This is a genomic window from Streptomyces sp., assembly GCF_031181555.1.
Classification (GTDB): Bacteria; Actinomycetota; Actinomycetes; order Streptomycetales; family Streptomycetaceae; genus Streptomyces; species Streptomyces fimbriatus.
In genome coordinates this window covers 20,164-46,209 of record NZ_JAPSKQ010000008.1, presented here as the reverse complement: position 1 = coordinate 46,209, position 26,046 = coordinate 20,164, and the positions used below count along the sequence as shown (strand labels likewise).

Here is a 26,046-nt window from a genome sequence, read left to right as displayed (position 1 = left end):
CGAACCGCTCGGAAAGATATGGTGGCCCGATGGAAAACGACAGCGACCTGCTCCTCGCACACCGACTCGTGGATGTCGCGGACGCGCTTTCCCTGCGCTATTTCGGGCAGGCGCCCTCGTCCCGGCGAAAGGCCGACGGAAGCCCGGTCAGCGAAGCCGACCTCGCGGTGGAGGAGGCCCTGCTGGAGATGCTCGCCGCGGAACGGCCCGGTGACGCGGTGCTCAGCGAGGAGAGCGGTACCAGGTCGGCGGCGGCACGCCGCTGGATCATCGACCCCATCGACGGAACGATCCCCTTCCTGGCGGGGCGGCGCGACTGGGGCACGCATGTCGCCCTGGAGGTCGACGGAGAGCTGCGGATCGGTGTGCTCAGCCGCCCGACCGAAGGCCTCCGCTGGTGGGCCCGGCACGGTGCGGGCGCCTATGCCTCGTCCGCGGGCCGGCCGCGGTCGACGGCGCGCCGGCTGCGTATCGCGCCGTCGCGGGCCCCGCTCGACCGGGCCCGGGTGGGCGGCTTCCTGTTCGCGGGCTCGCCCTTCGAGGCGATGCGGGAGCGGGTGCGGTGGGTCGAGTCGTCCGTGTGCCTGGTCGCCGATCTCCTGGAGGGGCGCGTCGAGGGGATCGTCGACGAGGGCGGACACGTCTGGGACCGGGCGCCGGCGGCCCTGCTGGTGCGGGAGGCCGGCGGACGGGTGGACGACCTGCACGGCGGGCACCGGCTCGACCGGCCGTGGCTGGTGTACGGGGCGGACGGACTCGCCCCCCGGCTCGCCGGGTTGGTGCGGAGCGCGGCCGGCTGACGGGGCCGGTGCCGGGGGCTGACCGGGGCGGGGACGCGGGCGGCGCGGGGAGGAGGGACGGCGCGGGGACTCGTCCGTCCCCCTCGGCCCCCGCGGGTCCGCCGTCAGCCCGCCCTGCTTCCCAGGACCGCGCGGCGGAACTCCCCCGCCACGGCGTCGATCTCGGACTCCGTCGACCCGGCGTGCACCCCGAATCCGGCGCCCAGGTAGCTGTCGGACACCCCGGTGGCCACGGCCACGGAGCGGGCGAGGATGTCGTCGGTGCGGGGCAGGGCGCCCCGTTCGTAGGTGCGCAGCCACCGTCCGGGGCCGGGCGCCCGGAACGGCACCGCCTTGCGGTCGCCCCGGCCGAAGGCGGCCAGCGCGGGCAGGCTGCCGTAGTAGTGCGTCGGCGAGTCGAGCAAGGGCTTGGCGCCGATGCGGTCGGCGACGTCCTGGGCGTGCTTGGCGTGGTCGAAGACGTAGACCGCGACGGTGCCGCACTCCCCCGACGGATCGTGGAGCGTCCTGCGGCGTACGTCGGGCAGGTCCCCGATGCGTTCCACCAGCCGCTGTTTGACGGCCCTGACCCGGTCCAGGACCCGGTCGAGCTTGCCGAGCTGGGCGAGCGCCACGGCGGCGTGCAGCTCGCCGAGACCGAGGTTCATGCCGAGCAGCCGGTCGCCCTCGCCCCGGTCCTCGCGGTAGGGGAACCATCCCTGGTCGTGGAAGGAGTAGGCGCGCTGGAAGACCAGGGGGTCGGAGGTGAGGACGAACCCGCCCTGGAGGGCGGTGATCACCTTGTAGTGGTTGAGCGAGAAGGCGCCGGCCCGGCCGATGGTGCCCAGCGGGCGGCCCCGGTGGGCCGCCCCGGCGGCCTGCGCGCAGTCCTCGACGAGGTGCAGTCCGCGCGCGTCGGCGATGCGGCGCAGGGCCGTCATGTCGGCGGGGGCGCCCAGCATGTGCACCGGCATGATCGCCTTGGTGCGCGGGGTGATCTTGGATTCCACGTCGGCCGGGTCGATCGTGAGGGACTCGTCGATCTCGGCGAGCACGACGTCGGCCCCGCAGTGCAGCACGGACGCGATGGAGGCGACGAACATGTAGCCGGGCACGATCACCTCGTCGCCCGGTCCGATGCCCAGCCCGACCAGGGCGGCGATCAGCGCCGAGGTGCCGCTGTTGACGGCGAGGCAGTGTCCGCTGCCGAACCGCTCGGCGGCCGCCCGCTCGAAGCGGCGCACCATGTCCCCTTCGCCCGGGTCGTCGAAGGTGTCGCGGCCGGCGCGCCAGCGGTCGAGCACCGCGAGTACGTTGTCGCGTTCCTCGTCGTCGACGAAGCGGTATCCGGGTCCCGGCACGGTTCCTCCCTGGGGTCGCACGGGCTGGGGGTGTGGGTCGTGGAGCCGCCCTCCTCGCCGCGGGTCACACCGCCGCGGCGAGGAGGGCGGCGAGGCGGCGGGAGAGCGCGAGGGCGGTGAGCGACGGGTTCGCGGCGCCCAGCCGCGGGAAGACGACGGGACCCGCGGCGTACAGGCGCGGCAGCTTCGCGAACTCGTGGCGAGAGGTCAGCACACCGCCCAGGGGCAGGCTCCCGCCCTCGTGGTCCTCGGTGCCCAGCAGACTGGTCCAGGTCTCCGGCACTCCGGTCGCCTGCGACCGGGTACGGCTGGGCAGTACGCGGGTGTTGTCGCGACCGGGGTCGCCGTACTCGCTGAACTCCAGGGGGACCGCGGGCAGTCGCAGTTCCTCGGCGAGGGACCGCCACAGGACGCGCAGTGCGTCCCGCTGCGCGGTGACGAGGCGGCGGTCCGCCGGGAGCAGCGCGGTGCGGATGCGGGTGCCCCACGGCAGGCCGGGGCCGGCCGCGCACTCGACGACGCTGTCCGGGTTGGGGAGTTGCTCACCCGTCACCCGCACGTCGAGGAGGGTGTCGCCGTGCTCCGTGCGGTGCACGTCCAGCCGCAGGTAGGAGCGGGTGCCGCGGTCCGCCGGCACGTAGTGGGAGCCGGGCGGGGGGACGGCCTCGGACGCCTCGGGCAGGCGGACCACGAAGCCCTGCACGATGTGGTCCGCGAGTCCGCCCAGGCGCGGTTCGGCCAGTGCGCCGGCGGCGGTGAGCGCCTGGATGCCCAGCCGGGTGCTCTCCACCGTGCCGGCGCACAGCACCACGGCGTCCGCGGCGATGGTCCCGACCTCGCCGGCGGCGTCCCGCACGAGCACCCCGCGCGCGGCACCGGCGTGTACGTCCACGGCGAGGACCTCCGTGTCGCACCGGACGCGCAGACCGGTCGGCGGGCGCGGCACGCCGTCGTCGTCCGTGGGCCATCGCGTCAGGGGGCTGTACGCCTCCCAGCGGCCGTCGCCGGCCGGGTGCCGGCAGGCGCGGGGCAGGGCACGGAAGTCCTGGCCGCCGAAGCGGTGCAGCCGGCGCGCGCCGGCGGGCGACGGGGAGCTCCAGGCGAGCAGTTCGGCGGTGACCCGCTCGTACAGGGAGGCGCCGCCCCGCCAGCTCTTGGTGAGGTCGTCGACGACGTCGGAGGGCCACCACGGGGGGCACAGCGCCCAGTCCTCCAGCGGCAGGATCACGCCGTGCCAGTACAGGGACCGGCCGCCGAGCCGTCGGCGGAGTCCGGATATGCCGGTGTAGTGCGTCGAGTCGGATTCCCAGGGCCGTTGGAAATAGGGGTCGTTCTCGGGGGCGAAGACGGTTTCCGTCGCCCCGTCCTGCGGCAGTCCCAGATGGATGTGCGTGAGGTCGTCGCCGGGCCCCGCCTCGATCAGGAGGACGTCGTCGGTGCCGTGCTCCACGAGCGCCGTGGCCACTTCCAGTCCCGCGAGGCCACCGCCCACCACCACGATCCCGGCGGAATCGGCGACGCCACCGGAAAGACGAATGGTCATCCACGACTCCTCACACGTTGTTTTCCTGCCGTCGGGCCGAAGCGTACCCAGCCGTTCGAGTGCGCGACTTCCGCAGTCGAACGTGTGCCGACGTCTGCGGATCGGAAACGGGACACTGTGGCGTACGTCTGCCGATCGTGCGTACATTCCATGGTCTTCCATCGCATCCCCGAAGAGCGAGGGCAACCATGGGAAATTCGCTGGCAATCTCCGGTGGGCCTCGGCTGATCGACCGGGAGTGGCCACGCTGGCCGCAACCGGGAGACCGGGCACTGAAAAGTCTCGAAGACGTGTTGACGAGCGGCCGCTGGACCATCAGTTGCGCCTATCAGGGACGGCAATCCTACGAGCGGCAATTCGCGGAGGCATTCGCGGAGTACTGCAATTCCCCCCTGTGCGTGCCGGTGGCGACGGGGACGGCCGCGCTGGCCATCGCCCTGGAGGCCTGCGGGGTCGGCGCGTCGGACGAGGTGGTGGTGCCCGGCCTGAGCTGGGTGGCCTCCTCGTCGGCGGTGCTGGGGATCAACGCCGTGCCGGTCCTGGTCGACGTCGACCCGGTGACGTACTGCCTGGACCCGGCGGCCGTGGAGGCGGCCATCACCGACCGGACGCGGGCCATCAGCGTGGTCCACGCCTATTCGGCCGTGGCGGACCTCGACGCGCTGCTGGACATCGCCCAGCGCTACGGCCTGCCGCTGATCGAGGACTGCGCGCACGCGCACGGCGCCCGGTACAACAACTGGCCGGTGGGGGCGTTCGGCACGGCAGGCGCCTTCAGCATGCAGGGCAGCAAGCTGCTGACGTGCGGCGAGGGCGGCGCGGTGATCACGGACGACCCCGAGATCGCGAGCCGTGCGGAGCATCTGCGCGCGGACGGCCGTGTGCTGCGGCGGGACGCGGTGGACGTGGGCGAGATGGAGCTGATGGAGACCGGCCGGCTGATGGGCAGCAACGCCTGCCTGTCCGAGTTCCACGCGGCGGTCCTGCTGGACCAGCTCGACCTGCTCGACCAGCAGAACTCACGCCGCGGCAGGTCGGCCGAGCGGCTGTCCGCCCGGCTGGCCGAGCTGGGGCTGACCCCGCAGGGCACCTCGGCCGGGACGACCGAGCGGGCCTACTACCGCTATGCGGTGCGGCTCCCGGACGAGGTGCTGGCCATCGCCCCGGCGGACCGGATCGCCCGGGCGCTCGGCGCGGAGCTGGGCTTCCCGGTCATGCGGACGCACCAGCCGCTCAACGACAATCCGCTGAACCGACCCAGCACCCGGCGCAGGTTCGCGATCGACCGCGAGTACATGGCACGGGTCGACCCGGCCCGCTTCGACCTGCCGGTCGCCCGGCGCATCCACGACAGCGTGGTGAGCTTCGGCCACGAGGTGCTGCTGGCTCCGCTCGACGCGATCGACGACATAGCGGAGGCGTTCGCGAAGGTCCTGTCCCACGTGGAGGAACTGGCCGGCTGACGGACCTCGCCCCGGCGGTCACCGTACCGGGGCGGGTCTCGCACGGCCGCGCAGGAGCGGGCCGAGCCGGTCGGCGAGGACGTCCGGCGTGGAGACGTGCAGGGTCTGCAGCCCGAGGGCGGCTCCGGCCCGCAGCACCGGGAGCCGATCGTCGACGAGCAGCGTCTCCTCGGCGTTGGCCCCAGCCCGGCGCAACGCCTCGGTGAAGAACGCTCCCGCCGGCTTGACCCGGCGGATCCGCCAGGACGAGCAGAGCAGGTCGAACATTCCGAAGTGGCCGTGCGCCTCGTCCTTCAGCCGGTCCCAGTGCTCGGCCTCGTTGTTCGTCAGCACGAAGGTCAGGTCCGGCTGTTCCTCGCGGACTTCCCGAAGGACCCGGAAATTGTCCTCGTAGGCGCGCACGCGAGCCATGTACATACGGTCCAGCCAGCGCGTGTCGAGAATTCCCCGGCCCGTCCAGGGAAGCCCCCCGACAAGTTGTTGGAACACCTGGTGCACATGCTTTCGGCCACTTTCGTAGACGCGGGCCGACGCCATGGCGTGCCGGGTCGTCTCCGCTTCGTCCCGGCCGTATCGGCGGGCCACTTGAGCGAGGAAGTCCGTTTCTTCGTTGATGTTGTTGTAAAGCACCCCACCGGCATCCACGAACAGGGTACGAATCACCACGCCGCCCTTTCTCCGCTGCTTTCTCCCTTTCGCGCCCAGCAGGGCGACCATACTCCGGGGAGTGATGTTCACGCCGCGCCGCGGAGTCCGCCTCCCGGGGGGCTACTCCGGGCGAACCCCGATCGGCCGCCCCTGTCGTCCCGTACGCTTCCAGGCCACGAGGCGTGGGGTCCCGGGGGGTGCCGCAGTGGCTGACGACGAGTCCGACGCCCGGTGGAGGGCGCCGCACGCGCCCGGGGCGGGTGGGCATCACAACCGGTCCGGCGCGCCACCGAAGTCAGGTGATCCAGGGATGTGCCTTTCACCGCCGGGGGCACGACGGACATCTTCATCGTGCAGAGGTCTCCAGGTGTTCGCGGAGGATCAACGGATCCGTCCGCCACGTCTCGGACGGCGCGGTGCCCCCTGCTGCCGGGGCGGTCCATCCCCCCGGGCGGGCCGTTCGGCCCCGGGAACCATGTCCGGAGCAGGCGCAGCATGGAGGCATGGACGCGCGTGCGCGAATCGCCGTCGTCGGCGCCGGGAACGGGTTCCGGCGGGACGGCGGCGCGGGCCGGGCGGTCGTCGCCCGGCTCCGGGAGCGGGCCGGGAGCCGGCCCCTGCCGCCCGGCACCGTGCCGGCCACCTGCGACGGTGACCCCACGGGGCTGATCGGGCTGCGGGAAGACGCCGGTCTCGCCGTGGTCGCGGACGCGGCACACACCCGTCCCGGGAGTCCCGGCCGGACCCACCGCCCCGACATCGACGGCGAGCGCCTCGGCCGGCCGCCGACGACCGGCTCGCACGGGCTCGGGCTCGGGCTCGGCGAGGCTGTCGAGCTCGCCCGCGTTCCGGGGCGGCTGCCCGGGCGTCTCGCCGTGTACGCGGTGGAAGGCGCCGACCGTTCCCTCGGCACCGGTCTGTCATCCGCCGTCGTGGACGTCGTGGAACCGCTCGCAGCCTCGGTCGAGGAAGAGATCGTCCGCCACCGCACGGCCATGGCCGGAGGTGGTCCACCATGACCGTGTGGCGGTTCGAGGTGTGCGGCACCGTGCGGGGCGTCGGCTTCCGGCCCTTCGTGCACCGCACGGCATCGGTCCGCGGCCTCGACGGCCGGGTGCCGGACACGGACGGGCTCATGGGGGGCGAGGTGGCGGGAGACCCGCACGCCACCGGCAGGTTCGCCGCGCGCCTCGGCACCGGGGCACCTCCGCCGGCCCGTGTGCGCAAGGTCCGCCTCACCCCTGGGGGCACCGCCCCCGGCACAGGGTTCCGGGTGCGGCACGGCGCTCCCGGTCACCCGGCGACCGCACCCCGCGAGATCCCTCCCCACGCGGCGATCCGCGACGCCTGCCCGCGGGAGCCGTACGCCCCGGTGGCCCGGTGGCCGACGTCCGGAAGGCGGACGCGTACGCGGGCGGGCACGTTCCCGGCGTGCGGCCGATGCCGCTGCGCACCGCGCCCGGCCGGTGCGGTGAACTGTCCGCCGGCGCGATCGCGTCGGCGTCCGCGATCACCCCCGTCCGTCGCACGGTGATGTCGCCGGGACGGCGGTCGCGCGAGCAGGCGCGTTCGGTGAAGGCGAGCGACGACCCCTTGGGGCATGCCCCTGCGCAGGGCCGATCCCGAGCTCTGGCCGTATCCGCCAGACAGATATTTCCCCGGCCTCCCTGGACGTCGCCTCACGTGACCTTCGCGGTCGCAAGGTCGATACTGCCCCCGTAGGGCTCCTGCCGGCACGCAGTCGACCCGCCGCAGGAACCTGGCACCGCGTCACCGAAGTCAGCGTCGAGTCACCACCAGTACCGCCAGGACCCGCTCACGACCGCTGCGGACCGCCAAGACCACGCACTGTCCATACCCACTCCGACCAGCAAAAACGCAAGTCCGAGATCCACTTGCCAAGCTTCCCAGGAGGTACCCATGAGGATGCTCATCAACGTCCCGGAGACTGTCGTGGCGGACGCGTTGCGCGGTATGGCGGCGGCCCATCCCGAACTGACGGTGGACGTGGAGAACCGGGTGGTCGTGCGCAAGGACGCGCCCGTGGCCGGGAAGGTGGCCCTGGTCTCCGGAGGGGGCTCCGGGCACGAGCCGCTGCACGGCGGGTTCGTGGGTCCGGGGATGCTGTCGGCGGCCTGTCCCGGCGAGGTGTTCACCTCGCCCGTGCCCGACCAGATGGTGCGGGCGGCGGCGGCCGTGGACAGCGGGGCCGGCGTGCTGTTCGTCGTGAAGAACTACACCGGTGACGTGCTCAACTTCGACATGGCCGCCGAACTGGCCGAGGACGAGGGCATCCAGGTCGCGAAGGTGCTGGTCAACGACGACGTCGCGGTGACCGACAGCCTCTACACGGCCGGGCGGCGGGGCACCGGGGCGACGCTGTTCGTGGAGAAGATCGCGGGCGCGGCGGCGGAGGAGGGCCGGCCGCTGGAGCGGGTGGAGGCGATCGCCCGGCAGGTGAACGAGAACTCCCGCAGCTTCGGTGTGGCGCTGAGTGCCTCCACGACGCCCGCCAAGGGCAGTCCGACCTTCGACCTGCCCGCCGGGGAGCTGGAGCTGGGCATCGGCATCCACGGCGAGCCCGGCCGGGAGCGGCGGCCGATGATGACCTCCGGCGAGATCGCCGAGGCCGCCGTCGACGCGATCCTGGAGGACCTCACCCCGCGCAGTCCCGTCCTGGTCCTGGTCAACGGCATGGGCGCGACCCCGCTGCTGGAGCTGTACGGCTTCAACGCCGAGGTGCAGCGGGTGCTCGGCGAGCGCGGCGTGCCCGTCGCCCGCGTCCTCGTCGGCAACTACGTCACGTCCCTGGACATGGCGGGCGCCTCGGTCACCCTGTGCCAGGTCGACGAGGAGCTGCTGCGGCTGTGGGACGCGCCGGTGCGGACCCCGGGGCTGCGCTGGGGTATGTGAGGGACGCCGGGGCAATGGTTCACGAAGACCCCTACACGAGGAAAGACCCAGTACACGAGGAGACCCCGTGCTCGACGCCGACTTCTTCCGCCGTTGGATGACGGTGACCGCCGCGTCCGTGGACCGCGAGGCGGAACGGCTCACCGCCCTCGACTCGCCGATCGGCGACGCCGACCACGGCAGCAACCTCCAGCGCGGGTTCGCGGCGGTGCGGGCCGCGCTGGAGAAGGAGCCGCCCGCCACCCCCGGCGCGGTGCTGATCCAGTCCGGGCGGCTGCTCATCTCGACCGTGGGCGGCGCGTCGGGCCCGCTGTACGGGACGCTGCTGCGCCGCACCGGCAAGGCGCTCGGGGACGCCACCGAGGTCGGTGAGCGGGAGCTGGCCGAGGCACTGCGTGCCGGGGTGGACGCGGTGATGCAGCTCGGGGGTGCCGCGGCGGGCGACAAGACGATGGTCGACGCGTTGCTGCCCGCCGTGGACGCGCTCGGGGACTCGTTCGCCGCGGCGCGCACCGCCGCCGAGGAGGGCGCCGTGGCCACGACGCCCTTGCGGGCCCGCAAGGGCAGGGCCAGTTATCTCGGCGAGCGGAGTGTCGGGCACCAGGATCCGGGGGCCACGTCGGCGGCGCTGCTGATCGCCGGGCTGGTCGATGCCGCTTCGGACACGGAGGCCGGGGATGAGTGACGAGAAGCTGGTGGGGATCGTGCTGGTGTCGCACAGCGCGACGGTGGCCGCGTCGGTGGCGGAGCTGGCGAAGGGACTCGCGGGTGCCGGTACCGCGGTGCCGGTGGCACCGGCGGGCGGCACCGGGAGCGGGGAGCTCGGCACGAGCGCGGAGCTGGTCGCCGCGGCGGCCGCGTCCGTCGACCGCGGGGCCGGTGTCGCCGTCCTGACCGACCTGGGCAGCGCGGTGCTCACGGTGAAGGCGCTGCTCGCGGAGGGCGACGAACTGCCCGAGCACACCCGGCTGGTGGACGCGCCGTTCGTGGAGGGCGCGGTGGCCGCGGTGGTCACGGCGGCCACGGGAGCCGACCTGGCGGCGGTGGAGGCGGCGGCCGCGGAGGCGTACACGTACCGGAAGGTGTGAGGGGGCGGAGGGAGGGGGGTCCCGTCCCTGCGTCCTCCCTCCGCGCCGTCCCCCGTCGACGCCGGCTCCCCGGGCCGGCGGTTCCCGGACGTGCGACGTCCCCGTCGGCCGGTTCAGCCGCCGTCCACGAACCGCCGGGCCAGCCGCTCCCCCGCCGTCACCGCCGCCCGGTGGTCCTCGATGGGGGTCACCCGGCTGTTCCTGAACACGATGTAGGTGACGTCGGAGGACGTGCCGCCGCCGTGCGGGTCGGGGTCGATGCCGAGCGCCTCGGCCATGGCGTAGGACGCCTCGCCGATGATGTCCGCGGGGCCGGTGTCGCCGACGACCCCGTACCGCACCCGGTCCCGGTGCACCACCGCCGCGACCGATCCCCCGCGCACGCCGTGGGCCCGGTAGTCCCACACGGCGCTGGGCGCGGGCACCACCACGAAGGGCAGTCGCTCGGAGCTCAGCGGGCGGCCGTCGGACTGCGCGAAGGCCGTGGCGGCGGAGAAGTACGGGTCGGTCCGGGCGTTGCAGTGGCGGCCGGGACGGCCGTCGCAGTCGATGTCCATGTCGGCCTTCCAGAACACGGCGTCGCGCGTGCCGCACACCGGGACGGTGGCGGGGGAACCGCGGTCCTTGCGGTAGCGGCCGTGGGAGACGGGCGCGCAGTCGCGCACCTCGGCCAGCAGCTCGGCGGCGGAGACGGGGGTCGCGCGCCGCGCGACCGGTTCGGTGCGGGGCTGCGACACGGTGACGGCGGGGAGTGCCGTGGGGGCGAGCAGGGCGGCACCGGCCATGGCCAGGGTGAACGACTGGACTCGGGACACGATCAAGAGGGCCTCTCGTCGGGGGCACTGACGGTCACTCGGCCCCATTTGATCCCGCGGTGGTGCCGGCGCCACCTCGACGGGGCCGGACGAGGCACGATCGCACCAGTGGCCGTGACAGGGCCGGAGGCCCGAGTCCGTGTCCGCTCCGGCCCCCGGCCGCCCGCACCGGCGCGGGATCTGCGACGACAGCGGTCCGCGCCACGGGCCTGAACTCCCTTTTTTCCCAGGGCAGTTCAGCCGTTCGGACTCTCAGCATACGTAATGCGCCGGAGTGCCCGCCCGCGACCGCCCTCTTGATGTGACCCCATCAGCAGGGTCATATTGGTCCGGACCATTACCCGGGCCCGTGTCCGGACCCGTCCCGTGTGCCGCTCCGGGAGGCAGAGTCGTGCGAGGCGTTCCCGTTGCCGTGTCCCCGCGCCGCCTTCTCGCGCTCTGCGGGGTGTTCCTGCTGGTCACCTCGTGCGCAGGGGGCCGGTCGGGTGACGAGGCGGCGGACCGGCCGCCCGGAGCGCCGACGGGTGTCACGGCCGAGGCCGGCAGCGCCACCAGCGTGCATGTCATGTGGAACGCGGTCGCCGCGGCCGACGCCGAGGTGAGCCGGTACGAGGTGTACCGGGGCGCCACCAAGGTCAAGGAAGTGCCCGGTTCCGAGCACATGGTGGACGTCACCGGGCTCCGCCCCTCGACCCCGTACGTCTTCACCGTGCGGGCCCGCGACGCGGACGGGCGGCTCGGGCCGAGCAGCCGGGAGGTACGGGCGACGACTCCCGGTGCGGTGGCGGCCGACGACTCCGCCCCCACCCGTCCGGCAGAGCTGCGCGGCCGGGCCGCCGGGAGCCGGGCGGCCCAGCTGTCGTGGTCCGCCTCGAGGGACGACCGGGGCGTGGTGTCGTACGACGTCCACCAGGGCGGGACGAAGATCCACAGTGTCGGCGGGAACCAGACGGCCGCCGTGGTCACGGGGCTGCGGCCGGGCACCCGCTACGTGTTCACCGTCCGGGCCCGGGACGCGGCCGGCAACCTCTCCCCGGCCGGCGCCGCCGTCCGCCTCACCACCGCCGGCAGCGGGGACGGCCGGGCCACCGCGCCCACCGGCTTCCGCGCCACGAGTCACCGGTCCGGCGGGGCGTACCACCTCGACCTGAGCTGGGTGCCGCCGCGGGTGGACGGGGTGGTCACCGAGTACGAGGTGCACCTGGACGGCCGCGCGGCCACCTCGCTCGTCCAGGGCGGTGACGCCCCGCGCGACCGGGCGACGTACCGCTTCTACGTGGGGCGGGACCCGGGGGTCACCCACCGGGTCCGGATCCGGGCGATGCTGCCGGACGGGACCTGGGGCGGCTTCTCGGCGGAGCGCACGGTGACGACGGGCGCGCGGCACTGACCGACGCCCTCCGGTCGGCCGGACGGCACAGGGCGTCACCTGCCCGGCGGCGGCCGGAGTGCGCGACGGACCGGGGGCGTCTTGGCTGGCCTCGTGGCAGCACGGGCGTTCCCCGATCCTCGGCGGCGCAAGGAATGCACCGCCGCCGTGCCGCCGGAAGGCAGTCCACATGCGCACTTCGAAGCCACTGCTCGGCTCCGGTCCGACCGCGGCAGCCGCTGCCGCGCTCACCCTCGCCCTGACCGGTCCGGCCGCCGCGGACACCGGGATCTCCGTCAGCACCACCGGGTCGACGGTCTCGGTCACCACCAGTGCGTGCACCCAGGTCAACGGCAGCTGGGGCACCGCCTCGCTGCTCAGCGGCAGCCAGACGAGCTTCTCCCAGGGCCGTCAGGTGGCGCTGTCGGGGACCGCCTCGGGACAGTCCGCCGCATGGGGGGACGTCGCCCCGGGCACGTACACGGTGATCGTGATGTGCTCGAACGGCAACCCCGCGGGCACGCAGTCCGTCGTCGTCACCCCCGCGCCCAGCCCGTCGGCGGTCTCCCCCACGGCCTCGCCGTCCCGCGGGGTGATGGGCGGCATCGGCGGCGGCTCGAAGGACTACGGCACGGTGACGCTGGTGGCGGGCGGCACCCTGGTCGGCACCGGCCTCCTCGCCACGGCCTGGTACGTGCGCCGGCGCAGCAGGCCGCGCCACCTGTAGACCCGGCGCCGGCCGCCCTCACGTCCGACGCGCTCCGGTCGGGCGGCCGGCGTCGCCTCCCCGGGGAGTCCGGAGGTCACGCCCGGGGCTCCCCGGGCCGTTCCCCCTCCCCGGCGTCCGGCAGGTGCGCGAACTCCGCCAGCGCGTGGCCGAGCCACTGGATCCAGAAGGTCTCCAGGTCGATGCCGGCGCGCAGCACCAGATGCCGCAGCCGGTCCTCCGGCCCGTCCCTGCCGGGCGGGAAGTCGCGCCGCTCGATCTCCCGGTACTCCGCCAACTGGCGCTCGTGCAGCTCCAGGTGGCGCCGCAGGTCGGCCTCGATGCCCGCGGTGCCGACCACGGCCGCCGCCCTCAGCCTCAGCAGCAGCGCGTCGCGGTGCGGCTTGGGGTCCTGGGACGCACCGGTCCAGCGGGCCAGTTCCGCGCGACCGGCCGGCAGGACCTCGTACGCCTTCTTCTGCCCCCGGGCCGGCTGCTCGGCGGGGAGGGCCCGGATCAGGCCCTCGGCCTCCAGCTTCCCCAGCTCGCGATAGATCTGCTGATGCGTCGCCGACCAGAAGTAGCCGATCGACCTGTCGAACCGGCGGGTCAGCTCCAGCCCCGACGACGGCTTCTCGAGCAGGGCGGTGAGGATCGCGTGCGGGAGTGACATGGGGCTCATCCTAGGGACGGGCCACAGGTCCCCTACAGCGCCGCCGCCAGCTCCGTGCCCTGCTTGATGGCGCGCTTGGCGTCCAGTTCGGCGGCCACGTCGGCACCACCGATCAGGTGAACGGCGCGCCCGGCGGCGACGAGCGCCTCGTACAGGTCGCGGCGCGGTTCCTGCCCGGTGCACAGGACGATGGTGTCGACCTCCAGGACGGTGCTCTCGCCGTCGACGGTGATGTGGAGCCCGGCGTCGTCGATCCGGTCGTAGCGCACGCCCGGGACCATGGCGACCCCGCGGTGCTTGAGCTCGGTGCGGTGGATCCAGCCGGTGGTCTTGCCGAGGCCGGCGCCGACCTTGGACGTCTTGCGCTGGAGCAGGTGGACGGTGCGCGGCGGAGCGGGGCGCTCGGGCGCGGCGAGGCCGCCGGGGGCACGGTAGTCGAGGTCGACGCCCCACTGGCGGAAGTAGGTCTCGGGGTTCTCGTGCGCCTTGTCGCCGCCGTCGGTGAGGAACTCGGCGACGTCGAAGCCGATGCCGCCCGCGCCGAGGACCGCGACGCGGTCGCCGACGGGGGCTCCGTCGCGGAGCACGTCGAGGTAGCCGAGGACGCTGGGGTGGTCCACGCCGGGGATGTCGGGGACGCGGGGGGTGACGCCGGTGGCGACGACGACCTCGTCGTGGCCGGCCACGTCGTCGGCGGTGACGTGCGTGTCCAGGCGTACGTCGACGGCCAGTTCGGCGAGCCGGGTGCGGAAGTAGCGCAGGGTCTCGTCGAACTCCTGCTTGCCGGGGACCCTGCGGGCCACGTTGAGCTGGCCGCCGATCTCGCTCGCGGCGTCGAACAGGGTGACGTCGTGGCCGCGTTCGGCGGCGCTCACCGCGCAGGCGAGGCCGGCCGGGCCGGCGCCGACCACCGCGATCCGCTTGCGGCGGCGGGTCGGGGACAGCACCAGCTCGGTCTCGTGGCAGGCGCGCGGGTTGACCAGGCAGGAGGTGATCTGCCCGCTGAAGGTGTGGTCGAGGCAGGCCTGGTTGCAGCCGATGCAGGTGTTGATCGCCTCCGGGCGGCCGTCCGCGGCCTTGGCGACGAAGTCGGGGTCGGCGAGCATCGGACGGGCCATCGACACCATGTCGGCCGTGCCCTCGGCGAGCAGCTGCTCGGCGAGTTCGGGGGTGTTGATCCGGTTGGTGGTGACCAGCGGGACCGTCACCTCGCCCATGAGGCGCTTCGTCACCCAGGTGTACGCACCGCGCGGGACGGAGGTGGCGATGGTGGGGATGCGGGCCTCGTGCCAGCCGATGCCGGTGTTGATGATGGTCGCCCCGGCGGCCTCGACCGCCTTGGCCAGGGTGATCACCTCGTCCAGCGTGGAGCCGCCGGGCACCAGGTCCAGCATGGAGAGCCGGTAGATCAGGATGAAGTCCTCGCCGACCGCCTCGCGCACCCGGCGGACGATCTCGACGGGGAAGCGCATCCGGTTCTCGTAGGAGCCGCCCCAGCGGTCCGTGCGGTGGTTGGTCTGCGTGGCGATGAACTCGTTGATCAGGTAGCCCTCGGAGCCCATGATCTCGACGCCGTCGTAGCCGGCCCGCCGGGCGAGGCGGGCGGCGCGGGCGTAGTCGTCGATGGTGCGCTCGACCTCGGCGTCGGTGAGCTCGCGGGGCGGGAAGGGGCTGATCGGTGCCTGCAGGGGGCTGGGGGCGACCAGGTCCCGGTGGTAGGCGTACCGGCCGAAGTGCAGGATCTGCATCGCGATGCGCCCGCCCTCGCGGTGCACGGCGTCGGTGATGACCCGGTGCTGCTCGGCCTCCGCGTCGGTGGTGAGCTTGGCGCCGCCCTCGTACGGCCGGCCCTCCTCGTTGGGGGCGATGCCGCCGGTGACGATGAGGCCCACGCCGCCGCGGGCGCGGGCCGCGTAGAACTCGGCCATGCGCGAGAAGCCGCCCTCGGCCTCCTCCAGGCCGACGTGCATGGAGCCCATGAGGACCCGGTTGGGCAGCGTGGTGAAGCCCAGGTCGAGCGGGGTCAGCAGGTGCGGGTAACGGCTCATCGGGCCCTCCGTGCGCGCGGTGTCGTGCCTCTGTTGTAGAGGACGTCCACCGCTTTATGCAACTAGTTGCATAAGCGTGACGGAGGGCACAGTGGTCCGACGGCGCCCGCGTGTCCGGGAGTCCGGGGCCCCGGGCGCCTCACCGGCTTTCGAGGCGCACGTGCAACTCCTCCTCCTGGTCGCCGGGGACCGTGCTCAGGTCGTGCACCGTGAACAGGGAGCCCAGGGTGGTGCGGAACCGGTCGACCGCCCAGTAGCCGCCGTGCACGTCGGCGTCGACCGACGAGGACAGCCGGGCCGGGCGGGCCCCCTCGTGCGCGTCGGCGACGTCGAACGTGCCGAGCCAGACCGTCGGGCGGGTCTCGGAGAACTCCTCCGGCACGTCGTCGGAGCACCGGTCGGACGCGAAGCACGCGCACAGCGTGTCGAACACGATCCGAGCGTCCTGCTTGCTGCATCCGCTGATCTCGACCGAGACGGATTCCGGGTGCGGTCGCTCACTGCCCATCGTGATCGCTCCTCTCGTGGCCGTGCCGCCGTGCCCCGCCCCTCCCCCAGCAAAGCACCACCCGCGAAGGAGCACTACCCGCGGACCGCCCCCGCGGTGATGACGTCGCGGCGCGCCCGGCCCGATGGTGCGGGAAGGTGGAAGCAGACGGCAGGAGCGGCGGAAAATCGTCCCCGCGCGCGGTAGAACAGGGGGTGTCGGCGCGGTGACGGCGTGCCGTGAGGATCGGCGAAGGCGGGGCCTGGGATGAGTGGAGCGGGGTCACCCCCGGGCGACGGTGACGGGCCGGTGCGCGGGCCGGTGCGTCCCAGCGGGCTGCTCGACGTACTGCGCGTGGCCTCGGTGGTCCTGGACACCGAGGGGCGGATCATGCTCTGGAGCCCCCAGGCCGAGGAGCTGTTCGGGTACGGCGCGCGGGAGGCGCTGGGCCAGTACGCCGCCCGGATCATGGTGCACGAGGAGCACCTGGACCTCGTGGTGAAGCTGTTCGCCGACGTCATGCGCACCGGGCAGAGCTGGGCCGGGGCCTTCCCGATCCGGTGCAAGGACGGCACCACGCGGCTCGTGGAGTTCCGCAACATGCGGCTGCTGGACGAGGGCGGGGAGGTCTACGCCCTCGGCCTCGCGGTGGACCAGTCGACCGTGCGCCGGCTGGAGAGGGACGTGGCGCTGTCCACCCGGATCGTCGCCCAGTCCCCCATCGGGCTGGCCGTGCTGGACACCGATCTGCGGTACGTCTCGGTCAACCCCGCGCTGGAGCAGATCAACGGCGTTCCGGCCGAGGAGCATCTGGGCCGCACGATCCGCGAGGTGCTGCCCTTGCTGGACGCCGGGCCCATCGAGGCCGCCGCCCGCGAGGTGCTGGACACCGGTCGGCCGGTGGTCGACCGGAACACGATCGGCCGCACCCCGGCCGACCCGGACGAGGACCACGCCTGGTCGGTCTCGCTGTACCGGCTGGAGGACTCGCTCGGCGCGGTGCTGGGCGTGGCCCTGTCGATGGTGGACATCACCGAGCAGTACCGGGCGGGCATCGAGGCCGAGACCGCCCGGCGCCGGCTGGCCCTGATCGCCGACGCCTCCGCGCGGATCGGCACCACGCTGGACCTGGAACGCACGGCCGGCGAACTCGCCGAGGTGGCCGTGCCCGAGCTGGCCGACGTGGCGGCGGTGGACCTGCTGGACGCGGTGGTGCAGGGCCGCCGCAGCACCCTCGGCCCGGCCGAGTCCGCGCTGATCCGGGCGCTGGCGGTGCGCGGTGTGGACGCCGACGACGTGCTGCACGCGGCCGATCCGCCGGGCCGGGTGACCCGGTACGCGCCGGACCGGCTGGTCACCGAATGCGTGCGCACCGGACAGCCCGTGATGGTGCCGCAGGCGAAGGACGAGGACCTGGCGCGGATCGCCCGTTCTCCCCAGGCGGCCGAGCTGCTGGCCCGGGCGGGCGTCCACTCGTACCTGGCCGTGCCGCTGATCGCGCGCGGCGAGGTGCTGGGCGCCCTCGACCTCACGCGCACGCACAATCCCGCGCCGTTCGACGAGGACGATCTGCTGCTCGCGCGGGAGCTCGCCTCCCGCGCGGCCGTGCAGATCGACAACGCCCGCTGGTACCAGAACGCCCGCGACACCGCCCTGACCCTCCAGCGCAGTCTGCTGCCCAGCCATCCGCGGGTGACGGGAGGGCTCGAGGTCGCCTCCCGCTACCAGCCGGCGGGCGCCACCAGTGAGGTGGGCGGTGACTGGTTCGACGTGATCCCGCTGGAGGGCGACAAGACCGCCCTCGTCGTGGGGGACGTCATGGGCAGCGGGATCCCCGCGGCGGCCGCCATGGGCCGGCTGCGCACGGCGACCACGACCCTGGCCTCCCTCGACCTCGATCCGGCCGTGCTCCTGGAACACCTGGACAGGATCACCTGCGGCCTGGACCAGGCCATCGCCACCTGTGTCTACGCCGTCCACGACCCCCGCGCGCGGCAGTGCACCCTCGCCAACGCCGGGCATCTGCCGCCCGCCCGGGTCCGGGCCGGCCACGCCCCGGAGCTGCTCGACCTGCCCACCGGGGTACCGCTGGGGGTGGGCGGGGTGGAGTTCTCCACGACCACCGTGGAGCTGGAGCCGGGCGACCGGCTGGTGTTCTACACGGACGGTCTCGTCGAGACGCGGCACCATCCGCTGGACGAACGCCTCGACCGGCTGCTCGCCCTGCTGGACGGCCCCGACCGCTCCTTGGAGGAGGTCTGCGACCTGCTCCTGCGCACCCTGCACGAACCCGACAACTTCGACGACGTGGCCCTGCTCATCGCCCGCGCGACGACACCCGCCTGAGCACACGCCGACGGCACCGGCCGCCCGGTTTCCCGCAGCGGCCGGTGCCGCGGGTCCTACGGCCCGACGCCGATCACGACATGGGCGTACCGCTCCTCGGAGACGGCCAGGCGGGTCCGCAGTCCCGCGCCGGTGAAGGCGGCGACGGCGGCGGGCGCCTGGCGGCGGCTCGTCTCGGCCAGGAGGCAGCCGCCGGGCGCGAGCCAGCCGGGCGCCCCGGCGGCCACCCGGCGCAGCACGTCGAGGCCGTCCGCGCCGCCGTCGAGCGCGACGCGCGGTTCGTGGTCGCGGGCCTCCGGGGGCAGCAGGCCGATCTCGTCCGTGGGCACGTACGGCACATTGGCCGCCAGGACGTCGATCCGGCCCCGCAGCCCGGCGGGGAGCGCCTCGAACAGGTCGCCCGCGTGGACCTGCCCGCCGAGGTCCGCGAGGTTGCGGCGGGCGCAGCGCACGGCGGCCGGGTCGATGTCGGCGGCGTGCAGTTCGACGCCGCCGAGCCCGGCCGCCAGGGCCGCGCCGACGGCGCCCGATCCGCAGCACAGGTCCACCACGACGGTCGCGCCGGGCGCCTGCGCGAGGGCCTGCTCGACGAGGAACTCGGTGCGGCGGCGGGGGACGAAGACGCCGGGTTCCACGGTGATGCGCCGGCCCCGGAACTCGGCCCAGCCGACGACGAGTTCGAGGGGCAGCCCGGCTGCCCGGCGCTCGACCATCGAGGCGGCGTCGTCCGGGGTGGGTGCGGCGGAGAGGATCAGCTCCGCCTCGTCCTCGGCGAAGACGCAGCCCGCGGCGCGCAGCGCGGCCACGACGGAGTCCCGGGACCCGGGCGGGGACGGCGGCACGGACGAGAGGGAAGGGACGGACGGGGAAGACGGGGACGGCGTGTGCGGCAAGAGCCTGGGCCTTTCGGGAACCGAAGGGCGCTCCCGCGGTCACCTACTGCCGGTGATCCGCGTCGCTTCGAGAGGAGAGCACCCGACCTGACACAGCGGTAATGGGTCTCACCCCCTCGGCTTCCCGGCTGGGTCTCTCCGCAGCCGGACGGTCACATTACCCGACGAACCCCATGGTTGTACGGTGCCAGGAGAACCCGGGGTCGTGGAGGGAGGTGTCCGGGTGGAAGCAGCCGAGGCCGTGGAGGTCATCCAGCGCGAGATGACGGTCTTCGCCCGCCGTGCCCGCGCGTCGGCCGGGCGCATGCACCCCGAGCTGTCGCTGGTGTCGTACACGCTGCTCGGGCACCTGGAGACGAGCGGCGGCTGCCGGGCCACGGACCTGGCCGCCCACTACGCCCTGGACAAGTCCACCGTGAGCCGCCAGGTGGCCGCCCTGGAGCGGGCCGGCCTCGTCGAGCGGCGGGCGGATCCCGAGGACCACCGTGTCCAGGTGGTGCGGCTGACGCCGGCCGGCCGGCGCATCCTGGCGCAGGTGACCGAGAGCCGTCGCGCGGCCTTCGCACAGCGGCTGGCCCACTGGCCGGAGGAGGACCTGCGACGGTTCGCCGGCTATCTGGAGCGCTCCAACGCGTGGCCCGCCTCCGGGGGCACTGAGCAACGGGGACCGGCCGGTGCGCGCGCGGTCGCCCGCACCCCGTACGGTTGAACACCGGAACCACTGGAGCACCCTCGCAACGGAAACCACCGATCACGTGAACATCACCCGAGGCTTCACCGGCCGCCCCCGTGTGGACAACCCCGGTCTGCCGCCCGGTCAGTACGACGCGGGCGACGAATGGCCCGTCCTGTCCGCGGAGGTCACGCCCGACCTCGCGCCCGCCGACTGGACCTTCCGGATCGACGGGCTGGTGGCCGAGCCCCGCACCTGGAACTGGGAGCAGGCGCACGAGCTGCCGGCCTCGGCGTACGAGGGCGCGATCCACTGCGTGACGAGCTGGTCGAAGTTCGGGGTGCGGTTCGGCGGCGTCTCCCTGGACGCCTTCCTGGACGCGGTCCGGCCCGACGCGTCCGCCACCCATGTCGTCGCCTACGCGCACACCGGCTACACCACCAGCCTCCCGCTCGCCGACGTGACCGGCGGCCGGGCCTGGATCGCCTGGGAGTACGACGGCCGGCCGCTCCCGCCCGAGCACGGCGGCCCGGCGCGGCTGCTGGTGCCGCATCTGTACTTCTGGAAGAGCGCCAAGTGGATCGCGGGCCTGCGGCTCCTGGACCACGACGAGCCGGGCTTCTGGGAGGGCAACGGCTACCACGCGCGCGGCAACCCCTGGGAGGAGCAGCGGTACTCCGGTGACTGAGCGGATGACGGGGACAGCGGGACGGACGGTGCCGGAGACGACGCAGGGCACGGCGGCCGGGTCGGGGGCGGGCTCCGTGACGGGAATGGCGCGAGGGGCACGGGTGGCCCGGGAGGACGCGCCGGGGCGTTTCGCCCCGCCGACGCGGTTCGCCGTGCCCGGACGCATCGGCGTGAGCGAGCAGACCGCCTCGGTGTGGCGTACGGCCACCCTGACCGGGATCCGCCGCGAGACGCCGCGTGTCGCGACCTTCAGGTTCGCCGTGCCCGGCTGGCCGGGCCACCTGCCCGGTCAGCACCTGCTGCTGCGGCTGACCGCCGAGGACGGTTACACGGCCCAGCGCCACTACTCGATCGCGTCCGCGCCGGACGACTCCGGGCACATCGAGCTGACGCTGGACCACGTCGAGGGCGGCGAGGTCTCGGGCTGGTTCCACACGGTGGCCCGGCCCGGCGACCGGGTGGAGGTGCGCGGCCCGCTCAGCGGCTTCTTCGCCTGGCCGGGCGACCGGCCCGCGCTGCTGGTGGGCGCCGGCTCCGGCGTGGTTCCGCTGATGTCGATGGTCCGGCACCACCGGGCCCGGGGCCTGACCGTGCCGCTGCGGCTGCTGGTGTCGGCGCGCAGCCCCGAGGAGCTGATCTACGCGCGGGAGCTCGGCGCGGAGACCACACCGGTGTTCACACGGAGCGCGCCGGAGGGTGCGGCCGTGGGACGTATGGCGGCCGCACATGTGGCGCCGCTCCTGGCCGAGCGGCCTCCTGGTGGGTGGGAGGCCTATGTGTGCGGCTCCAACGCCTTCGCCGAGCACGCCTCCAGGCTGCTGGTGGCGGCCGGGCAGCCCGTGGACCGGATCCGTATCGAGCGCTTCGGCTGACCGCCCCGCGCCGGTTCCGGCCGGCGTGGGCCCGCCGTTTCGCACCGGTGCGTCCGGGCACCCCTGACCGGGGCCGGTCGCGCGCGAGGACGGGAGACGCGCGCGACGACGGGAGCGGCAGGTGTCCCGTACGGCCGTCCGGTCCCCGGCCGCGGTGACGGGTGAGGAGGTCGACATGCGAACGCGGCTGCGCGGCCGGCCCCGGGAGTGCAATCCGCTGCGGCGCCGGTCGGATGTGGTCGAGGCGTGGACGGCGCTGGCCGTCGCCGTGCTGGTGGGCGCGGGGGCTCCGCTGGTGGGGGCGGTCGCCGCCTGGTGGGCCCACGGCGAGGCACGGGCGACCGCGGCGGAGCAGCGCGCCGATCGTCACCGCGTGCGCGCGGAGGTCGTGGGGTGGTCCGCCGGGACGCGGCCCTCCTCCCGGGCGGGCGGGCGGCACGTGTACCGCGCGCTCGTGCGCTGGACGGAGCCGGGCGAGGGGCGGCGCACCGCCCTCGCGCGCGTCCCCCCGGACGCGCGGCGCGGGGACGTGGTCCACGTGTGGTTCGACTCCCGGGGACGCGACGTGCCGCCCCCGGTCGACAACGCCTCGGTGTGGCAGCACAGCATCGGCGTGGGCACCTGCGCCGCGGGGGTCTCGGCGGCCGGGGTGCTCCTGGTGCACCGGGCGGTGCGCGAGGTGGCGCTGCGCCGCCGGCTGGCGGAGTGGGAGCGGGCGTGGGCCCGTACGGAACCGGAGTGGACCCACCGCGGGGCCTGAGGGCGGCGGCCGTTCCGACCGCCCCCCCCCGGGACGCCTCCGGACGCCTCCGGACGCCGATCGGGAGAAATCGCTTACTGTGCTTTCCACCTGCGGGTCTTTCCATCGCGATCGGGCAAGGGAAGTACCGTGGAACCCTGGCAGTTCCTCCCGTGATCCACGTACGGTGTCATCGCTGCGCACTGTCCCTTCACAAAGGCGGTTCCTGATGGCCCTGTTCGACCTCCCCCTCGACGAGCTGCGCGAGTACCGCAGCGAGTCCACGGCGCCCGAGGACTTCGACGCGTTCTGGTCCAAGACGCTCGAGGAGGCGCGCGAACACGATCTCGACGCCCGTTTCGAGCCGGTCGACACGGGACTGTCCACGGTGCGGGTCTTCGACGTGACGTTCGCCGGGTTCGGCGGTCACCCCGTCAAGGGCTGGCTGACGCTGCCCGCCGGTGCCGACGCCCCGCTGCCGCTGGTGGTGGAGTTCATCGGTTACGGCGGGGGCCGCGGGCTGCCCCACCAGCACCTGTTGTGGGCGTCCACGGGCCGGGCCCACTTCGTGATGGACACCCGCGGCCAGGGCAGCGCCTGGGGCGCCGGCGGCGGCACCGCGGACCCGGTGGGCGGGGCGCCGGCGTACCCCGGGTTCATGACGCGCGGCATCGACGCGCCCGAGAACTACTACTACCGCCGGGTGTTCACCGATGCCGTGCGCGCGGTGGAGGCGGCCCGGTCGCACCCGCTGACCGACGAGCGGCGCACGGTGGCCGTGGGTGCCAGCCAGGGCGGCGGCATCACCCTCGCGGTGGGCGGCCTGGTCCCGGACCTGGCGGGCATCGCGCCGGACGTGCCGTTCCTGTGCGACTTCCCGCGCGCGACGACGCTCACCGACCGGCACCCGTACCGGGAGATCGGCCTCTACCTCAAGACGCACCGCGGCCGCTTCGAGGACGTCCTGCGCACCCTGTCCTACTTCGACGGCGTGCACTTCGCCGACCGCGGCCGGGCGCCCGCCCTGTTCTCGGCCGCCCTGGAGGACCAGACCTGCCCGCCCTCGACCGTCTTCGCGGCCTTCAACGCCTGGGCGCACGAGGACAAGACGATCGAGGTGTACGACTTCAACGACCACGAGGGCGGCGGCCCGTTCCAGGAGGCGGCCCGGCTGCGCTGGATGCGCTCGTACATCTGAGGCGGCCGCTCGCGCCGCGTCGGCGGCCTTCCGTCCGGTCCGACCAGTCGGTACGTTCCTGCTGCCCGGGTCGCGACAGCACGGCCCGGGCTTTCCGACGGCCGACGGAGGGTCCATGTCCGAGCGCGAGGTACGAGTCCACGGTCACTGCGAGCCGCGTTTCGCGGCGGTGCGGGCGGCGTTCGAGGAGAACTTCCGGGAACGGGAGGAGCTGGGCGCCGCGGTGACCGTCACCGTGGACGGCCGGACGGTGGTGGACCTGTGGGGCGGCTGGGCCGACGCGGCCCGCACCCGGCCCTGGGAGCGGGACACGCCGGTCAACGTGTGGTCGACCTCCAAGGGTCCGGTGGCCCTGTGCGCCCACATGCTCGCCGACCGGGGGCTGCTCGACCTCGACGCGCCGGTGGCCGCGTACTGGCCGGAGTTCGCCGCGGCGGGCAAGGAGAAGGTCCTCGTGCGCCATCTGCTCTCGCACCGCGCGGGACTCCCCGGGCTGCGCGAGCCGCACTCGCTCGCGCAGCTCTGCGACTGGGAGCTGACCACCCGGCGGCTCGCGGCGACGGAACCCTGGTGGGAGCCGGGCACGCGGTCCGGGTACCACGCGCTGACGTACGGCCACCTGGTCGGCGAGGTGGTGCGGCGGGTGTCGGGGCTGCTGCCCGGAGCCTTTCTGGCGCGGGAGGTGACCGGACCGCTGGGGATCGGCTTCACCATCGGCCTGCCGGCCGAGGACGCCGGCCGGGTGGCCGAGCTGGTGCCGCCCCCGGTCCGGCGCGGCGGCGAACAGGCGGACCTGTTCAGCCGGCTGGCGCCCGCGGCCGTCGCGGCGCTGACCAATCCGGCGGTGGGCGCGGCGGGCGCGAACACGCCCGAGTGGCGGGCCGCCGAGATCCCGGCCGCGAACGGCCACGGCACCGCGCGGGCCGTCGCCGCCCTGTACGCGATCTTCGCGGGACGCGGAGCGTACGGCGGCCACCGCTTCCTCTCGCCGTCGGCGGCCGAGCGGGTGCGCGAGGGACAGGGCAGCTGCCGGGACCTGGTGCTCGGCGCCGGTTTCCGGCACGAGACCGAGGCCGGGCTCGGTCTGTGGCTCAGCGGTCCGAACGGCTCGTACGGACCGAACCCGCGGGCTTTCGGACACGACGGGTTCGGCGGCTCCTGCGGACTGTCCGACCCGGAGGCGGGTGTTTCGCTGGGCTACACGATGAACCGGATGGGCCCTCACATCGCCGACGACCCCCGCAAGATGGCGCTGATCGACGCTCTGTACGGAGCGCTGTGACGGAGTGATGCCGGGGATCCGTTCCGGCCGAACCGCCGGCCCGCCCTTCCCTGCTGGTTTAGACCAATGGTAGACATGGTGGCGCAATGAGCCCGCACAGATACGGAACGTCACCACCAGGAGGCGCGGCATGGCCCGCACCACTCCGCACGACCGTCCGCTCGGCGATGGAATGCCCCTCTACCGGCGGATCGCGACGGAGTTGCTCGACGAACTGCGCGACGGGACCATTCCGCCCGGCGAACGGCTCCCCGGCGAACGGCAGTTGGCCGAGCACTTCGGGGTCAGCCGGGAGACCGTGCGGCAGGCGCTGCAGATGCTGCGCCGCGACGGGCTGGTCGCCACCGACCGGCGGGGCAGCCACGCCACCCTGCCCGGGAAGCCGAGGGAGACGCCGGTCTCCCTCGGCTTCCCGATCGGCGCCCGGTGCGCCACCCGGGGCGCGGTGGCCCGGGCCACCGTCACCTGGGAGACTCCCCCGCCGGGGCACGCCGAGGCCCTGGGGGTGGCCCCGGCCCGGCCGACACTGGTGCACCGTTACTGGTCCGCGTCGGCCGACGGGCGGGAACTGCGGACGGCCGTGACGTCGTTCTCCGCCGTGGTCCTCGCGGAGGTCGAGGAGTTGGCCCGCTACCGCGACCGCGCCGACGGCGCCGCCGCCGCGGAGCTGCGGCGGGCCTACGACTGGATGCGCCGGGCGGGCCTGACCCTGCACCACCGCGACACCATCACGCGGATCGCGGGGACCCCGTCGGTGCGGGTCACCCGGCGGGTGCACGACCAGTACGCCCGGCCGCTGGAGATCACGGAACTGCTCGTGGACGCCCAGCAGGACGCGCTGGTCTACGAGTTCACCGTGCCGGCCGCGGTCTGACCGGACGCGGGGCGGGCACCGGGCGCCCTTCCGTCCTGCCGCGTCCGCACCACGCGGGCCCGACGGCCCGTCGCCGCCCGGCCGTCGCGGAGGCGCACCCGGGCGACGAGTTCGGCGCGGGGGCCGCCGGCGAGCGGGCGGCCGGCCGCGGCGGGGCGCGTCTCCGGCTGCCGGGCGAAGGGGGCCGGTGCGACGGGCGGGTCCAGCGGGGCGCAGTCGTCCGGGGTCAGGAAGTGGGTGCTCAGCGAGCGGACCGGTCGGCGGCCACCGGCGATTCCGTCCCGCACGGCGGTCAGCGCCGCGCCGGTGACCCAGCCGCCGTGCACTCCCTGCCAGGACCACCACAGCGGGTCGACCGGGGTCTCGGCATGCGCGGTCGTCGTCACCCGGCCCACCCCGACCGGGCGAGTCGGAAGATCCAACGCGTTCAGGGACAGGGGTGGGAAATTCCGACCCCCTCCTCCGGCCGCTCCGCGACGATCAGCCGGACGCGGGGACTGCCGTCCCGCCGCCGTCCGAACTCGGGCAGGACCTGGAGCTCCACCCGGAAACCCGCCCGGGCCAGTTCGCGCCGGACGGCACCGAA

26 protein-coding genes and 1 pseudogene are annotated in these 26,046 nt (G+C 74.1%); 17 read left to right on the top strand and 10 right to left on the bottom strand.

The genetic code is table 11. The features are described 5' to 3' along the window. Positions 1-29: 29 nt before the first annotated feature. On the top strand, positions 30-800 hold the full coding sequence (locus RIM90_RS03390) for an inositol monophosphatase family protein (protein ID WP_309059004.1): 771 nt from the start codon (positions 30-32) through the stop codon (positions 798-800). Between the two features lie 104 nt (positions 801-904). Here RIM90_RS03390 and RIM90_RS03385 read toward each other — a convergent pair whose 3' ends face one another. Both RIM90_RS03385 and RIM90_RS03380 read right to left on the bottom strand, forming a co-directional pair. Beyond that, entirely contained in the window at positions 905-2,140 is a 1,236-nt protein-coding gene (locus RIM90_RS03385) for a DegT/DnrJ/EryC1/StrS family aminotransferase (RefSeq protein ID WP_309059003.1), read from the bottom strand. Between the two features lie 64 nt (positions 2,141-2,204). Then, on the bottom strand, positions 2,205-3,683 hold the full coding sequence (locus RIM90_RS03380) for a GMC family oxidoreductase (protein ID WP_309059002.1): 1,479 nt from the start codon (positions 3,681-3,683) through the stop codon (positions 2,205-2,207). Between the two features lie 188 nt (positions 3,684-3,871). On the opposite strand from RIM90_RS03380, the gene RIM90_RS03375 reads away from it, so the two are divergent. Further along, positions 3,872-5,146: a DegT/DnrJ/EryC1/StrS family aminotransferase gene (locus RIM90_RS03375; RefSeq protein ID WP_309059001.1), complete on the top strand. Its 1,275-nt coding sequence runs from the start codon at positions 3,872-3,874 to the stop codon at positions 5,144-5,146. 18 nt (positions 5,147-5,164) lie between these two features. Here the strand turns inward: RIM90_RS03375 and RIM90_RS03370 are convergent, their stop codons facing one another. Further along, a complete protein-coding gene (locus RIM90_RS03370) occupies positions 5,165-5,863 on the bottom strand; it encodes an HAD-IA family hydrolase (RefSeq protein WP_309059000.1) in 699 nt (232 codons plus the stop codon). A 434-nt stretch (positions 5,864-6,297) separates the two neighbouring features. On the opposite strand from RIM90_RS03370, the gene RIM90_RS03365 reads away from it, so the two are divergent. The 5 genes from RIM90_RS03365 to RIM90_RS03345 all read left to right on the top strand — a co-directional run bounded on the left by RIM90_RS03365 (position 6,298) and on the right by RIM90_RS03345 (position 9,795). Continuing rightward, positions 6,298-6,813, top strand: coding sequence for a hydrogenase maturation protease (locus RIM90_RS03365; RefSeq protein ID WP_309058999.1), 516 nt, complete (start codon positions 6,298-6,300; stop codon positions 6,811-6,813). Next, complete coding sequence (locus tag RIM90_RS03360) at positions 6,810-7,328, top strand: acylphosphatase (RefSeq protein ID WP_309058998.1); 519 nt, start codon at positions 6,810-6,812, stop codon at positions 7,326-7,328. The genes RIM90_RS03365 and RIM90_RS03360 overlap by 4 nt, the downstream gene beginning before the upstream one ends. A gap of 386 nt (positions 7,329-7,714) precedes the next feature. Beyond that, positions 7,715-8,707 carry a dihydroxyacetone kinase subunit DhaK gene (dhaK, locus tag RIM90_RS03355; RefSeq protein WP_309058997.1) on the top strand — a complete coding sequence of 331 codons (993 nt, stop codon included), beginning with the start codon at positions 7,715-7,717 and terminating at the stop codon, positions 8,705-8,707. A gap of 67 nt (positions 8,708-8,774) precedes the next feature. Further along, positions 8,775-9,392, top strand: a complete 618-nt coding sequence (gene dhaL / locus RIM90_RS03350) for a dihydroxyacetone kinase subunit DhaL (RefSeq protein WP_309058996.1) — start codon at positions 8,775-8,777, stop codon at positions 9,390-9,392. Continuing rightward, on the top strand, positions 9,385-9,795 hold the full coding sequence (locus RIM90_RS03345; RefSeq protein ID WP_309058995.1) for a PTS fructose transporter subunit IIA: 411 nt from the start codon (positions 9,385-9,387) through the stop codon (positions 9,793-9,795). Before dhaL ends, RIM90_RS03345 begins: the two co-directional genes overlap by 8 nt. Positions 9,796-9,908: 113 nt before the next feature. Here the strand turns inward: RIM90_RS03345 and RIM90_RS03340 are convergent, their stop codons facing one another. Continuing rightward, positions 9,909-10,580: a glycoside hydrolase family 75 protein gene (locus tag RIM90_RS03340; protein ID WP_309059030.1), complete on the bottom strand. Its 672-nt coding sequence runs from the start codon at positions 10,578-10,580 to the stop codon at positions 9,909-9,911. Between the two features lie 421 nt (positions 10,581-11,001). On the opposite strand from RIM90_RS03340, the gene RIM90_RS03335 reads away from it, so the two are divergent. Together RIM90_RS03335 and RIM90_RS03330 are read left to right on the top strand one after the other, a co-directional pair. After that, positions 11,002-12,000, top strand: coding sequence for a fibronectin type III domain-containing protein (locus RIM90_RS03335; protein ID WP_309058994.1), 999 nt, complete (start codon positions 11,002-11,004; stop codon positions 11,998-12,000). A gap of 169 nt (positions 12,001-12,169) precedes the next feature. Next, positions 12,170-12,706, top strand: a complete 537-nt coding sequence (locus RIM90_RS03330; protein ID WP_309058993.1) for a hypothetical protein — start codon at positions 12,170-12,172, stop codon at positions 12,704-12,706. Between the two features lie 76 nt (positions 12,707-12,782). Here the strand turns inward: RIM90_RS03330 and RIM90_RS03325 are convergent, their stop codons facing one another. From RIM90_RS03325 to RIM90_RS03315, 3 genes are all read right to left on the bottom strand, one after another. Beyond that, positions 12,783-13,358 carry a PadR family transcriptional regulator gene (locus RIM90_RS03325; RefSeq protein WP_309058992.1) on the bottom strand — a complete coding sequence of 192 codons (576 nt, stop codon included), beginning with the start codon at positions 13,356-13,358 and terminating at the stop codon, positions 12,783-12,785. Between the two features lie 32 nt (positions 13,359-13,390). Continuing rightward, positions 13,391-15,406: an NADPH-dependent 2,4-dienoyl-CoA reductase gene (locus RIM90_RS03320; RefSeq protein ID WP_309058991.1), complete on the bottom strand. Its 2,016-nt coding sequence runs from the start codon at positions 15,404-15,406 to the stop codon at positions 13,391-13,393. Positions 15,407-15,545: 139 nt separating this feature from the next. After that, positions 15,546-15,914, bottom strand: coding sequence for a hypothetical protein (locus tag RIM90_RS03315; protein ID WP_309058990.1), 369 nt, complete (start codon positions 15,912-15,914; stop codon positions 15,546-15,548). 246 nt (positions 15,915-16,160) lie between these two features. Between RIM90_RS03315 and RIM90_RS03310 the strand changes: the two genes are divergently transcribed. Beyond that, positions 16,161-18,239, top strand: a complete 2,079-nt coding sequence (locus RIM90_RS03310) for a SpoIIE family protein phosphatase (protein ID WP_309058989.1) — start codon at positions 16,161-16,163, stop codon at positions 18,237-18,239. 56 nt (positions 18,240-18,295) lie between these two features. On the opposite strand, the gene RIM90_RS03305 is transcribed toward RIM90_RS03310, so the two are convergent. Next, positions 18,296-19,081: a putative protein N(5)-glutamine methyltransferase gene (locus RIM90_RS03305; RefSeq protein WP_375165391.1), complete on the bottom strand. Its 786-nt coding sequence runs from the start codon at positions 19,079-19,081 to the stop codon at positions 18,296-18,298. A 274-nt stretch (positions 19,082-19,355) separates the two neighbouring features. Between RIM90_RS03305 and RIM90_RS03300 the strand changes: the two genes are divergently transcribed. From RIM90_RS03300 to RIM90_RS03270, 7 genes are all read left to right on the top strand, one after another. Continuing rightward, positions 19,356-19,841 carry a MarR family winged helix-turn-helix transcriptional regulator gene (locus RIM90_RS03300; protein WP_309058987.1) on the top strand — a complete coding sequence of 162 codons (486 nt, stop codon included), beginning with the start codon at positions 19,356-19,358 and terminating at the stop codon, positions 19,839-19,841. A 46-nt stretch (positions 19,842-19,887) separates the two neighbouring features. Then, complete coding sequence (locus RIM90_RS03295; RefSeq protein ID WP_309058986.1) at positions 19,888-20,493, top strand: sulfite oxidase-like oxidoreductase; 606 nt, start codon at positions 19,888-19,890, stop codon at positions 20,491-20,493. A gap of 85 nt (positions 20,494-20,578) precedes the next feature. Then, positions 20,579-21,367, top strand: coding sequence for a ferredoxin reductase (locus RIM90_RS03290; protein ID WP_309058985.1), 789 nt, complete (start codon positions 20,579-20,581; stop codon positions 21,365-21,367). Positions 21,368-21,542: 175 nt separating this feature from the next. Next, entirely contained in the window at positions 21,543-22,127 is a 585-nt protein-coding gene (locus RIM90_RS03285) for a hypothetical protein (protein WP_309058984.1), read from the top strand. 208 nt (positions 22,128-22,335) lie between these two features. Continuing rightward, positions 22,336-23,304, top strand: coding sequence for an acetylxylan esterase (locus RIM90_RS03280; RefSeq protein ID WP_309058983.1), 969 nt, complete (start codon positions 22,336-22,338; stop codon positions 23,302-23,304). A 115-nt stretch (positions 23,305-23,419) separates the two neighbouring features. Continuing rightward, a complete protein-coding gene (locus RIM90_RS03275) occupies positions 23,420-24,586 on the top strand; it encodes a serine hydrolase domain-containing protein (RefSeq protein ID WP_309058982.1) in 1,167 nt (388 codons plus the stop codon). Positions 24,587-24,716: 130 nt separating this feature from the next. Then, complete coding sequence (locus tag RIM90_RS03270; RefSeq protein ID WP_309058981.1) at positions 24,717-25,460, top strand: GntR family transcriptional regulator; 744 nt, start codon at positions 24,717-24,719, stop codon at positions 25,458-25,460. Here the strand turns inward: RIM90_RS03270 and RIM90_RS03265 are convergent. Continuing rightward, entirely contained in the window at positions 25,430-25,846 is a 417-nt protein-coding gene (locus RIM90_RS03265; RefSeq protein WP_309058980.1) for a hypothetical protein, read from the bottom strand. The genes RIM90_RS03270 and RIM90_RS03265 overlap by 31 nt on opposite strands. A gap of 41 nt (positions 25,847-25,887) precedes the next feature. Beyond that, a pseudogene (locus RIM90_RS03260) lies at positions 25,888-26,046 on the bottom strand (SAM-dependent methyltransferase); the annotation flags it as partial.